The sequence below is a fragment of the Brachybacterium avium genome, from assembly GCF_002216795.1.
GTDB classification, from domain to species: Bacteria; Actinomycetota; Actinomycetes; order Actinomycetales; family Dermabacteraceae; genus Brachybacterium; species Brachybacterium avium.
The window spans coordinates 698,112-711,525 of the sequence record NZ_CP022316.1; the positions used below are offsets into that span (position 1 = coordinate 698,112).

The following is a 13,414-nucleotide window of genomic DNA, read 5'->3' on the forward strand; positions in this document are numbered from 1 at the left end:
CTGAGTCTTTCTGGTGGGAGGAACGGGAGCGGACCGTCGGGCGTCGGGCGAAGAGCGTCAATACGGCCTGTAGATGCCGTCCGCCACCTTCACCCATCTGCCGTTCACCTCGACTTCGACGGTCATCGGCCAGTCGGGTTCCCCGCCACGGACGTACCCGTAGAAGTTCGAGCCCGCAGCCGAGGTCGCCGTGCCGTTGCTGTTCGCCGTCATCTTGATGGTCTTGTACCGGGTCTCTCCTTCGTTGGAGAACGCGACCCGGTAGGTCTCGCCGGGAGTCATGTTCTGCAGCGAGATGCGGAACCACTTGCAGTTGTTGTTCGAACATCCCTCCGTGCCCGGCGGAACGAAGGACCCCCAGTTGACCTTGCTGAACTTCGGGGTCTTCTGCCAGGACTGCGCCTTCTGGGACTTCGCGGCGGTGGGGCTCTTCAGCCCTTCGTCGATAGAGACGTAGGCCTCCGCCTCGATCGTGGTGCCGGCCTTGATCTGCTTGTCCACCGTGATCTTGCCGTTGGTCGTGGTCTGGTAGTCACCGCCGCCGACGCGATAGTGGATCGTCCGGCCGGCCCCGCCGCCGTCGTCGTGTGCGGTGAACGTGAATGACACCGGGCACGAGTTCGCGCCGCTGCACTTGCTGCTGGTCGAACTTATAGTTGGACGATCCGGAGTGGTGTACGGCGTCACCGCAGTGGACTCATCGGACCGCGGGCTCACGCCGCCGTCCTTCGCGAAGCCGTTGCGGGCCTCGACGGTGAACCGGTAGCTGGTCCCGTTCCGCAGGCCGGAGAGGGCGAGGCTGGTCTTGGACGCATCGACCGTCTTCGACCCGCCGTTCCAGCGCACCACGTACTTGGTGACGGTAGTGCCGTTGCCGTCGGCAGCATTCCAGTGGACGGTGGCCCGTCCGTTCGGTCCATCCCCCTTGCCTTCACTGGGCATTGTGGCCTTGACCCCGGTGGGGGCGAAGGGCTTCGCCCACGGCGTGACTTTGTTGGAGGCCCCCGAGGCGTCGGCCCCACGGCCGACGGAGTTCACGCCGGTGTAGGTGAAGGTGTACGCGGTATCCGGGTCGAGTCCGAGGAACGTGGTGGAGGTCTTCGACGCATCGACGGTCAGCGACTTCCCCGAGGAGGCGGTGACGATGTAGTCCGTGATCGGCTCACCGTTGGCCTCCGCCGTCGTCATCTCCGGCCATGTCACCTCGACACCGCCGCCGCGCGGATCGTTCACGCGTTCGGCGCTCGGGTTCCCCGCCGGCGCCGTCGGCTTCCCTGCGGGATGTTCGGGCCGTGACCACTCCGACCAGTCGGAGGGCTCCTCGGCCAGGTTGCTGGCTCGGACTCGGAACCGATAGTCCACCCCGTTGACGAGACCGGGGAAGACGGTCTGGGTGGTTCCGCCGGAGATCTCCTGGGCGGTGATCTCCTGGGTCGAGGTGTTCTGCAGCTGCACCTCGTAGGTCTGGATCGCAGAGCCACGATTGACCGGAGGGGTCCACCCCACCGTCAGCTGCTCGTCACCGCGCTGCACCGAAGGAGCCGCGGGCTTCTCGGGCCGCACGTCCGGGCGCGCCACGGCCGAGGCCACCGAGGGGTCCGAGGTGCCGACATCGTTGGTCGCGATCACCTGGAAGGTGTACTCGGTGTCATTGGACAGGCCGGTGATCGTGCAGGAGGTCGACGCGCAATCCTGCGTCACTGCGGGTCCGCTCGCGGTGGAGACCGTGTAACCGGTGATCGGGGCACCGTTGTCCGCTCCGGCGTTGAAGGTCAGCTCGACGAATCCGTCACCGACCTCCCCGATGCGAGGCGCCGATGGGGCCTCCGGGAGACCGCGCACCGTCACACGGATCTCCCCGGACACCTCCCGCTCCGGATCCCCCGTATCATCCAGCACCCCGTACTGGGCCGTCAGGATCCCGTGGTACGACGGGTCCGGAGTGATCGTGACCTGGTTCCCTTCCACCGCGATATCGCCATCCCCGGAGACGATCGACGCACCGGTCAGGGTCCGCTCCCCGCCGGGGAAGGGGTTGGAGTCGTTCGCGAGCACATCGATCGTCTTGCTGCGCCCGGCATCGATCTCCTCCTCATCCAGCGCTGTGGAGATCTCCGGCCGCTGCGAACCGGCCACCGTGAGCTCCACGGAGGCCGACACGGCAGGATTGGTGCCGTCTGTGACGGTGACCGGCACCTCGACGACGGTGCCCTTGGCCGCCTTGGACGTCGCTGACGCGGTCAGGGATGCGCCGTCCAGGGCGAGGGTGATCTCGGGATTGGCCTCGTACTCGCCCAGGGCGTAGTCCAAGGTGTCGTCCTCCGGATCCTCAGCGCCGGCCGAGAGATCCAGGGTTGAGCTGGGGCCGCCCTGCTCGACCTCGAGCCGCGCTCCTTGGAACGTCGGGGGAAGGTTCGTCTCCTCCGGCGCGACCTCCACCGGGATCGCCAGACTCGCCGTCGCTGCGGAGGGGTCGCCCACAGCACCGTCGGTGACCTCGGCCGTGATCGTGTCCTTGCCGGAGAAGCCGTCGGCCGGGCGATAGACCAGGGTGGACTCGTCCTCGACCAGCTGGCTGCCGTCACTGTGCACAGCAGTCACCCGGCCGGGGTCGGTGATCTGCACGGATTCCGCTCCGGGCCGGACCCGCACGTTGTTGGGGTCTGCGAGATCGATGGTGCCCTCGGAGCCGGCCTGCACCTCTAGCGGCGGCCCCACCCACACCGGTGCCTGCTTGGCGGTGCCGGGTACCCAGATGTATCCGGCCGATTCCAGTCCGTCGACGTCGGTGATGATGTAGCGGATCCGCTGCTGCTCCTCCTGCGGGACGACCCGGACCGTGCCGTCCTCGCCGCGCAGTTCGACATCCTCATAGGTGCCGTCGATCGCGACCTCGAGATCGTTCGTGCTGCCATCGGGATCCGAATCATTGGCCAGCACATCGACGTCGACGAACAGCGTCTCGGGATCCAGGATCACCTCGGCCTCGACGAAGTCGTCCCGCGCCACCGGGGAACGCAGCGGCGCATTGCTGGCCACCTTGATCGTGGCGGTCGCAGAACTCTTCAGCTGGCCATCGGTGGCCGAGTACAGCACGGTATGGGTGCCGGACTCCGACGGCGTGACGACGGTCAGGTTCCCGTCGTCCTCGCCCTCCGCCGGGGGATCTCCTCGATCTCGGTCATCGCCTCGACGTCGTCCCGCACCACCGCGAGGCGGTCCCCTTCGGGATCGGTGTCGTTGTCGAGCACCGGGATCTGCACCTCACGATCCGGGCGCACCTCCACGATGTCGTCGACGGCGTAGGGCGCCTGGTTCACATCGTTCGGCGCGGCCACGCCGACCAGCACCTCGGCGGTGCCGATCGCACCGAAGCGATCCATCACCTGGTAGCGGAACTGATCCGTGCCGCGGGAGTCCTCGTAGGGGAGGTATTCGATCCATTCGCCGTTCGCGGAGACGATCTCGCCCAGCTCAGGCATCGGACTGGTGATCCCGGTGAGCATCACCGAGTCGCCGTCCGGGTCGATTCCCGTGGTCGTCACGGGGATCCGCACCGGCGTCCCGGCAACCGTGCGGGCGGTCAGGTTCTTCGGCTGGGGCGCCGTGTTCTCGACATCCCTCGGCACGATCGTGATGTAGGCCAGGGCGGAGCCGGTGCGGCCGGTCTCATCGACCACCTGGTACTGCACGACGGCTTCGCCGCTGGCGTCGTCGTCGGCGCGGAACCTGATCTGGTCCTGGTTCGGCTCCGCATGGCCGAGGTCGTCGGCGCGGGAGGTGTCCATCTCGGTGCCGAGGTGGAGCTCGGAGTCGGTCGGCGAGATGTCGTTGGCGATGACGTCGATGTTCACCATGTCGCCGGCACGGACCACGGCACGATCCGGCACCGCCTCGGGATTCGCGAACTGGGTATCGGTGCTTGCGACCATCACCCGGATCGTGCCGGTGGCGGTGCCCGTGGAATTCGCGACCTCGTAGGTCACCGGCACCGGTTCTTCCGAGACGGTCGCTCCCGGCGTCGCCTCGACCCTGACGAGGTGATGGTTCACGACCGTCGCCTTGAGACCGCTGTCGGCAGGCAGCTCGATCGAGTTCACCACGAGGACGCCCCCGGTCGGGTCCACATCGTTCTCCAGGGGATCCAGCAGCGTGTCGGACCCCGTGGTGACGGTCCCCATGTCGTCGACCGCGACCGGCTTCAGATCGTCCGTCGTAGGCTCTTCGATGTCCACCCGCACCAGTCCCAGCGAGGCCGTGCTCGCGCCGCTGCCGGCGACGGTGTACTCCAGGTAGTACGTCCCCGGTTCACGTCCGGTGACCTCGATGGTCCCGGCCTCCAGGGAGGGCTCGACATCGAGACCCTCGGCATCGCTCACGCTGAGGAGTTCGAGGCTGCCGCCGTTGGGGTTGAGGTCGTTGACCAGCGGCTTGATAGTGCTGCTGCGGCCGGCGACGAAGCTGGCGTGGTCTGCGGTGGTGATCGGGGCGAGGTCGGTCTCGGTCACGGACTCGATCTCGACGACGCCCTCTCCGGTGTCGCCGTTCTCATCGCGGAAGGTGAGCTGCACCTGCTTCGTGCCCGGGGCCAGGCCGGCATCGTTGAAGGTGATCAGTCCGTCGGGGCGGAAGGTGACCAGGTCCTCGGGCGGGACGGTGGCGTTGGCGAGGTAGAAGGCATCGCCGTCGGGATCCTCCCAATACGGGAGGATGTTGAAGCTGATCTCCTCACCCGAGCGGACCTGCACCTTCGTGATCGTCTCCTGGCCGGGCTCCGGCGGCGAGTTCTCACCCTCGGCCCTGACCTCCAGCGTCACCACTGCGGTGTCCTTGCCGCCGCGGCCGTCATCGGCCTGGTACGTGAATGTCGCGGTGCCGGTGGCGTCCTCGGCGACCTCGATCTGGAGCTGGGTTCCGCCCCGGATGGGCGTGACCGTGCCGATGCTCGGCTGGTCACCCTGCACAGTGGCGGTGAGGATGTCGCCGTCCGGATCCGTGTCGTTCTTCGTCACCGGCAGGACGATGCTCTTGCCCGGGCGGACACCGAAGGTGTCATCGTTCGCCGTGGGCTTGCGGTTCTCCTCGTCGCGCTCGGCGGCGATGTTCGTGATCGTGGTGGTGAGGGTCTCCTTCTCCTTCTCCTGCGACGTGCTGGTCTGGATGTCCTGGGAGATCACCCAGTTGTCCACCAGCTGCATGCTGTCCATGATCTCCCAGGACAGGCCGAACTTCTGATCGTTCAGCACCACCAGATCCTGGTTCACGCGCAGCACGAGATCCGCTGAGCTCTCCGCCTCCGGGATGGTCTCGGCCACGGCCTCCTGGCCCTCGCACGCACGGACATATCGCTTCGACCCGCCCCATGCCCCGTAGGCACAGCCTTGGACCTGGGCCGGTTTGGCGACGTCGGTGCCGGTGCCGCGGGCTGAGATCTTCTCCGCCTTTCCCCCGTCGAAGGGGATCACGAACAGCGCGTCGACGGTGGAGACGACGAAGGTATCCGCAGCGGGACCGGACTGCTGCAGCTGTGCCTGGTCCAGGGATGAGACCCCGTAGTCGGCCAGGCTGTACTCGTCCATGCCGTCGCCGATCCGCAGCAGCTGGTTCTCGCGGTCCAGGATCACCGGCTGGTCGCCGACGGCGGAGAGCTGGACGGACTCCGCTGCTTGGGAGAGGCCCGGGACCTCGATCGGATCCTCCGCCGTGGTGTCTCGGGTGTTCCCCTCTCGGGGGTAGCTCAGAAGATTCGTGCCGTCCAGGATGAAGACGGTCCCGGAATCGGAGACGGCGAGCGGGCGCTGGCCGTTGCCCGCCTCGATCACGGGGTCCACGGCGCTCGCGCTGAAGGCTGCTGCCTCGTCGGGGGACACGATCCAGACGCGGCCGTCGGGAGCGGCGATCGCGATGCGGTCTCCGCCGATCTTGACGGTCGTGCCCGTGGGCAGTTCGACCAGACCGTTGCGAGTGACGGAAGCGGTGTTGATCGGGGTGAAGCCCCGGGGCCCGGTCTCGAGCACCGTGTAGCCGGACTGGATGATGTCCAGGTCCTGGCCGGTCGCGGACAGCCGCGCGTCGAGTTCACCGGCATCGACGTTCAGTCGGCCGAGCAGCCCGAGCTGCTCGTTGGTGACCCACACGCCGCCGTTGGAGACCTCCACCTCGGAGGACGACAGTCCCGGGTAGCGCAGCGCGAATCCGGTCAGCACCAACGCCACCACCGCCAGCACGGCAGAGGAGACGATCGTCAGTCGTCTCCCCCTGTGCCGCATCCGTCCAGCGGTGTCGGACATGGTCGTACCCCAAGGCCTGGTCGATGTGTCGCATGGTCGTTGCCGGCCCGTCGCGTCTGCCCTGAGATGCGCCCCCGAAGCCGGCCCGGCCCCATTCATGGCCCCGCCCAGGGTACCCGCTGCATGCCGTAGGCACCACGAGTGGCGAGTCACGAAGTCATCAACGCGATCCCCGTCGCGGCGTCCCGGCCGCGAGCCGGGACCGGTTCAGCGGTTGCGTCGCACCAGGGTGGTGGTGAATGCCGTCAGCGCGTCCCTGGCGTCTCCGGCGGGCAGCTCTGCAAGGGTCGCGCTCGCCTCGTCCGCGGTGCGGGCAGCGAGCTCACGAGTCTCTTCCAGTGCCGGATCGGCGCGCAGCAGCCCCACCAGCTCGTCGAGGGCTGAGTCGGAGCTCAGGTCTCCGTCGAGCCGCTCGACGATCTCGAGGCTGCGGGAATCCGGATGAGCTGCGGCCCGGCGACGGACCAGGAGCGTCGGCATGGTGGGGACTCCTTCGCGCAGGTCGATGCCCGGCGTCTTGCCGCTCGTGTCGGCGTCGCTCTCGAGGTCCAGGACGTCATCTGCGAGCTGGAACGCCACTCCCACCTTCTCCCCGTAGCGGCGCATCACGTCCGCCGTGCTCTCCGGGGCGCCGGAGAGCGATGCACCGAGGCCGCCGGCGAGGGAGAGCAGAGAGGCGGTCTTATCGGAGAGCACCGAGATGTAGTGCTCGAAAGGGTCCTCCCCCGCCTTGGGGCCGACGGTCTCGTGCAGCTGTCCGAGGCAGAGCCGCTCGAAGGTCTCCGAGTGCAGGCGCACCGCGTCGGTGCCGATCCGCGCGCTGAGCGCGCTGGCCCGGGCGAAGAGGAAGTCCCCGGTGAGGATGGCGACGTTGTTCCCCCACAGGGCGTGGGCGCTGTCGGTGCCGCGTCGAGTGGGGGCGGAGTCCATGACATCGTCGTGGTACAGGCTGGCCAGGTGAGTCAGCTCCACCAGCACAGCAGCATCCTGGACCCCGGCGGCATCGATGTCCCCGAGGGAGGCGGCGAGCAGCACCAGCATGGGTCGGACGCGCTTGCCGCCTGCATCCATGAGATGCCGGCCCGTCCACCGCATCATGTCATCGGAGCTGGAGACGGAGTCGCGCAGGAGGTGCTCGATGGCTCCGAGGCGGTCGACGATCCGGCTCGCGAGGTCCTCGTCGATGTCGGGAACGCCCGGCAGCGTGGACGGCATGGCTCTCCTGGGACTCAGCGGGGCACCGTCGCGGAGCACCCGAAGCTTAGGTTGCGTAACACCAGGGGCCGAGGGCCCCGGGATCCGCCATCACCCCGGTGGGAGACCGAGCGGATCCGAGAGCCGAGTCTACCGGGATGCGAACGCTACGAGACGGACGGATGGCCCTGAGGTGAGGGGAAAGACGTACCTGGCGGCCTGACGATTTCACGCCAGCGGTTTCGGGCATGAAAAAAGGGAGTGGAGGAGGCGAACACCCAAAACAGGGGTTCCAGCACTCCTCCACTCCCAATAAAGATGTCCGGCGGCGACCTACTCTCCCACACCCTCCCGAGTGCAGTACCATCGGCGCAATCGAGCTTAGCTTCCGGGTTCGGAATGGAACCGGGCGTTTCCTCGACGCTATGACCGCCGTAACACAATGAGACAACCAGACCCCACACCCCGAGCAACAAAACCCGGACTGTCAGGGGTTGTTCCCGAGAACCGCACAGTGGACGCAAACACACACAGCAAACAACCAACACAAAGAAATGTTGTTGTAAGTCATCAGCCATTAGTACCAGTCAGCTCCACACATTGCTGTGCTTCCACACCTGGCCTATCAACCCAGTCATCTACTGGGGGCCTCTCACACCCAAAGGGTGTATGGATATCTCATCTCGAAGCAGGCTTCCCGCTTAGATGCTTTCAGCGGTTATCCCTTCCCGACGTAGCCAACCAGCCATGCCCTTGGCAGAACAACTGGCACACCAGAGGTCAGTCCATCCCGGTCCTCTCGTACTAGGGACAGGACTTCTCAAATATCCAACGCGCGCAGCGGATAGGGACCGAACTGTCTCACGACGTTCTAAACCCAGCTCGCGTACCGCTTTAATAGGCGAACAGCCTAACCCTTGGGACCAACTCCAGCCCCAGGATGCGACGAGCCGACATCGAGGTGCCAAACCATGCCGTCGATATGAGCTCTTGGGCAAGATCAGCCTGTTATCCCCGGGGTACCTTTTATCCGTTGAGCGACACCCATTCCACAATGGAGTGCCGGATCACTAGTTCCTGCTTTCGCACCTGCCCGACATGTCTGTCTCGCAGTCAAGCTCCCTTGTGCACTTACACTCAACACCTGATTGCCAACCAGGCTGAGGGAACCTTTGAGCGCCTCCGTTACTCTTTAGGAGGCAACCGCCCCAGTTAAACTACCCATCAGACACTGTCCCTGATCCGGATCACGGACCGAGGTTAGGAATCCAGAACGACCAGAGTGGTATTTCAACAATGACTCCACACCCACTAGCGTGAATGCTTCCCAGTCTCCCACCTATCCTACACAAGCCGTCCCGAACACCAATATCAAACTATAGTAAAGGTCCCGGGGTCTTTCCGTCCTGCTGCGCGTAACGAGCATCTTTACTCGTAATGCAATTTCGCCGAGTTCGCGGTTGAGACAGTGGAGAAGTCGTTACGCCATTCGTGCAGGTCGGAACTTACCCGACAAGGAATTTCGCTACCTTAGGATGGTTATAGTTACCACCGCCGTTTACTGGGGCTTAAATTCTCAGCTTCGAACTCCGAAGAGCTCTAACCGGTCCTCTTAACCTTCCAGCACCGGGCAGGCGTCAGTCCGTATACAGCGTCTTACGACTTCGCACGGACCTGTGTTTTTAGTAAACAGTCGCTTCTCCCTGGTCTCTGCGGCCCTCACCGCTCTCACGGTTCGGGCCCCCCTTCTCCCGAAGTTACGGGGGCATTTTGCCGAGTTCCTTAACCACGATTCTCTCGAACGCCTCGGTATTCTCTACCTGATCACCTGAGTCGGTTTAGGGTACGGGCGACCGTATTCGTCACGCCGGAACTTTTCTTGGCAGTACAGGATCACTCACCTACGCCCATACGGGATCCCCATCACGTCTCACCCTCATGGCCCCAGCATTACCCGGGGCCGGGCTGCACGCTTAGACGGACTATTCCATTAAGTCCGCGGAAGCTACCTCTCTGCGTCATCCCTCGCGCTGACCTACTACAACCTTGGTTCCCAGCCTCACCACTCTCCACACCCCGAAGGGTATGGGAACAGCTCGGGTGGTTAGCATCGACTGCCTCGGTATGGGTCCTCCTACGATCGGTTCGGGAATATCAACCCGATGTCCATCGACTACGCCTGTCGGCCTCGCCTTAGGTCCCGACTAACCCAGGGCGGATAAACCTGGCCCTGGAACCCTTGATCAATCGGCGGACGGGTTTCTCACCCGTCTTTCGCTACTCATGCCTGCATTCTCACTCGTACAGCCTCCACCACTGGGTTCCCCCGCGGCTTCGCTGGCTGTACGACGCTCCCCTACCCACCCAGACACAAGGTCTGAGTGACACAGCTTCGGCGGTGTGCTTGAGCCCCGCTAAATTGTCGGCGCAGAATCACTTGACCAGTGAGCTATTACGCACTCTTTCAAGGGTGGCTGCTTCTAAGCCAACCTCCTGGTTGTCTCAGCAACTCCACATCCTTTTCCACTTAGCACACGCTTAGGGGCCTTAGCTGATGTTCTGGGCTGTTTCCCTCTCGACTATGAAGCTTATCCCCCACAGTCTCACTGCTGCGCTCTCACGTACCGGCATTCGGAGTTTGGCTAAGGTCAGTAACCCGGTGGGGCCCATCGCCTATCCAGTGCTCTACCTCCGGTACGAAACACGCAACGCTGCACCTAAATGCATTTCGGGGAGAACCAGCTATCACGAAGTTTGATTGGCCTTTCACCCCTATCCACAGGTCATCCCCTCCATTTTCAACTGAAGTGGGTTCGCGCCTCCACGCGGTCTTACCCGCGCTTCACACTGCCCATGGATAGATCACTTCGCTTCGGGTCTAGAGCCGGCGACTGAACGCCCCGTTCAGACTCGCTTTCGCTACGGCTACCCCACACGGGTTAACCTCGCCACCGACCACTAACTCGCAGGCTCATTCTTCAAAAGGCACGCCGTCACCCCTAAAGGCTCCGACGGATTGTAAGCGCACGGTTTCAGGTACTATTTCACTCCCCTCCCGGGGTGCTTTTCACCTTTCCCTCACGGTACTTGTCCGCTATCGGTCAAGAGGTAGTATTCAGGCTTACCAGGTGGTCCTGGCAGATTCACACCGGATTTCACGGGCCCGGTGCTACTCGGGAACAGCATCACGCCATGCAGAAGTTTCGTCTACGGGGGTCACACCCTCTACGCCGTCGCACTCAACACGACTTCGACTACCACTGCACGTACACGTCGGACCGCCGGCAGACGATCCAGATACGTCCCACAACCCCCAACCTGCAACCCCTGCCGGGTATCACACAGACCAGGTTTAGCCTCCTCCGCTTTCGCTCGCCACTACTTACGGAATCACTATTGTTTTCTCTTCCTGCGGGTACTGAGATGTTTCACTTCCCCGCGTTCCCTCCACACTGCCTATACATTCAGCAGCGGGTACCACGACATGACTCGTGGTGGGTTTCCCCATTCGGACATCCTCGGATCACAGTTTGGTTGTCAACTCCCCGAGGCTTAACGCAGACTCCCACGTCCTTCGTCGGCTCCTCTTGCCAAGGCATCCACCGTGCGCCCTTTAAAACTTACGGCAACACAAAGACTCTTTGCGCATTAAAAATTGCTTACAAGATGCTCGCGTCCACTATGCAGTTCTCAAGAAACAACCCCACACCCACACCACCCCCAAAAACAGGAAGCAATGCAAGGGAGGACCAGCCACACACCCCACAAAACCCCAGCCACCAGAAGCGACCAGGATAAGGGAGCTGCGTGCAGCCTCACAACCCAATAGCGTGTCTCCACCTCAAACCCACCAGCAATCCCCGTTCCACACCCACAGAAGTGAGCCGTACTAGAAGACAACGCCGGCAAGCGAAGTGCCCATTCATTGATGTTCCACCCTTGAGCAACCACCCCCACCACACTCGGGTGAGAAAATGGCCACCATAATTGGTGATGCTCCTTAGAAAGGAGGTGATCCAGCCGCACCTTCCGGTACGGCTACCTTGTTACGACTTAGTCCCAATCACCGATCCCACCTTCGACAGCTCCCTCACAAGGATGGGCCACTGGCTTCGGGTGTTACCGACTTTCGTGACTTGACGGGCGGTGTGTACAAGGCCCGGGAACGTATTCACCGCAGCGTTGCTGATCTGCGATTACTAGCGACTCCGACTTCATGGGGTCGAGTTGCAGACCCCAATCCGAACTGAGGCCGGCTTTTTGGGATTCGCTCCACCTCACAGTTTCGCAACCCATTGTACCGACCATTGTAGCATGCTTGAAGCCCAAGACATAAGGGGCATGATGATTTGACGTCGTCCCCACCTTCCTCCGAGTTGACCCCGGCAGTCTCCTATGAGTCCCCACCATCACGTGCTGGCAACATAGAACAAGGGTTGCGCTCGTTGCGGGACTTAACCCAACATCTCACGACACGAGCTGACGACAACCATGCACCACCTGTGCACCAGTCCGAAGAAAACCCCATCTCTGGGATCGTCCGGTGCATGTCAAGCCTTGGTAAGGTTCTTCGCGTTGCATCGAATTAATCAGCATGCTCCGCCGCTTGTGCGGGCCCCCGTCAATTCCTTTGAGTTTTAGCCTTGCGGCCGTACTCCCCAGGCGGGGCACTTAATGCGTTAGCTACGACGCGGAGAACGTGGAATGTCCCCCACATCTAGTGCCCAACGTTTACGGCATGGACTACCAGGGTATCTAATCCTGTTCGCTACCCATGCTTTCGCTCCTCAGTGTCAGTAATGGCCCAGAGACCTGCCTTCGCCATCGGTGTTCTTCCTGATATCTGCGCATTTCACCGCTACACCAGGAGTTCCAGTCTCCCCTACCACACTCTAGCCTGCCCGTACCCACCGCACGCCCGAGGTTGAGCCTCGGAGTTTCACGGCAGACGCGACAAGCCACCTACGAGCTCTTTACGCCCAATAATTCCGGACAACGCTTGCGCCCTACGTATTACCGCGGCTGCTGGCACGTAGTTAGCCGGCGCTTCTTCTGCAGGTACCGTCACTTTCGCTTCTTCCCTACTGAAAGGGGTTTACAACCCGAAGGCCGTCATCCCCCACGCGGCGTCGCTGCATCAGGCTTTCGCCCATTGTGCAATATTCCCCACTGCTGCCTCCCGTAGGAGTCTGGGCCGTGTCTCAGTCCCAGTGTGGCCGGTCGCCCTCTCAGGCCGGCTACCCGTCATCGCCTTGGTGAGCCATTACCTCACCAACAAACTGATAGGCCGCGAGTCCATCCTTCACCGATAAATCTTTCCAACCCCCACCATGCGGCAAGAGTTCATATCCGGTATTAGCCACGATTTCCCGAGGTTATCCCGAAGTGAAGGGCAGGTTACTCACGTGTTACTCACCCGTTCGCCACTAATCAGACAGGGCAAGCCCCGTCATCATCGTTCGACTTGCATGTGTTAAGCACGCCGCCAGCGTTCGTCCTGAGCCAGGATCAAACTCTCCATGAAAAAACATGAAAAACAATATCCTGACAAAATAAACAAACAACCAGCAAATTAAACTGCTGTATCATCCGTATAATATTGCCATTCAAACTAAATGGCATCAATAAACAGACACGCTATTGAGATATCAAGCAACACGCGCACATCGTTCTCTCCCCGCATCTACGGGTCGAGTCGGAGGCTCGGAGGTGCCGGGGGAAGAATCCGTCCGACGATCTTCTTGCTTCGTCGTCCCGGCGCGAATCACTACTCTAGCAGTGTTTCGCGGGCTGGTCCAACTCCGCGGGGTGTGGTCCCGGTCTCGTTCGGATCTTCCTGCGATCCTCCCGGTGACCTGGTCACCCGCACTGTCCCGGTCTCCCGGTCCAGCGGCCCTCAGCGTTCCCGTTCCACTGCGCTTCTTCAGCTC

At 62.7% G+C, this 13,414-nt stretch carries 3 protein-coding genes and 3 rRNA genes; all 6 read right to left on the reverse strand.

Annotation, left to right across the window (positions count from 1 at the left end; genetic code table 11):
- Positions 1 to 57: 57 nt before the first annotated feature.
- Positions 58 to 3,096, reverse strand: a complete 3,039-nt coding sequence (locus CFK39_RS16640; RefSeq protein WP_245822868.1) for a fibronectin type III domain-containing protein — start codon at positions 3,094 to 3,096, stop codon at positions 58 to 60.
- A gap of 35 nt (positions 3,097 to 3,131) precedes the next feature.
- A complete protein-coding gene (locus tag CFK39_RS16645; RefSeq protein WP_245822870.1) occupies positions 3,132 to 6,290 on the reverse strand; it encodes an Ig-like domain-containing protein in 3,159 nt (1,052 codons plus the stop codon).
- Positions 6,291 to 6,497: 207 nt separating this feature from the next.
- The gene (locus CFK39_RS03185; RefSeq protein WP_089064242.1) at positions 6,498 to 7,505 is read right to left on the reverse strand and encodes a polyprenyl synthetase family protein; all 1,008 of its coding nucleotides are present in this window, start codon (positions 7,503 to 7,505) and stop codon (positions 6,498 to 6,500) included.
- 299 nt (positions 7,506 to 7,804) lie between these two features.
- Positions 7,805 to 7,921, reverse strand: a 5S ribosomal RNA gene (gene rrf / locus CFK39_RS03190).
- A 121-nt stretch (positions 7,922 to 8,042) separates the two neighbouring features.
- Positions 8,043 to 11,110, reverse strand: a 23S ribosomal RNA gene (locus CFK39_RS03195).
- Positions 11,111 to 11,488: 378 nt separating this feature from the next.
- Positions 11,489 to 13,008 (reverse strand): 16S ribosomal RNA (locus tag CFK39_RS03200).
- The 16S, 23S and 5S rRNA genes sit together here, the layout of an rRNA operon.
- Positions 13,009 to 13,414: the final 406 nt, after the last annotated feature.

Bases quoted from the DNA above. Each gene is read 5' to 3' on its own strand.
- CFK39_RS16645 (WP_245822870.1), bottom strand. From the start codon at position 6,290: ATGTCCGACACCGCTGGACGGATGCGGCACAGGGGGAGACGACTGACG.
- CFK39_RS03185 (WP_089064242.1), bottom strand. From the start codon at position 7,505: ATGCCGTCCACGCTGCCGGGCGTTCCCGACATCGACGAGGACCTCGCG.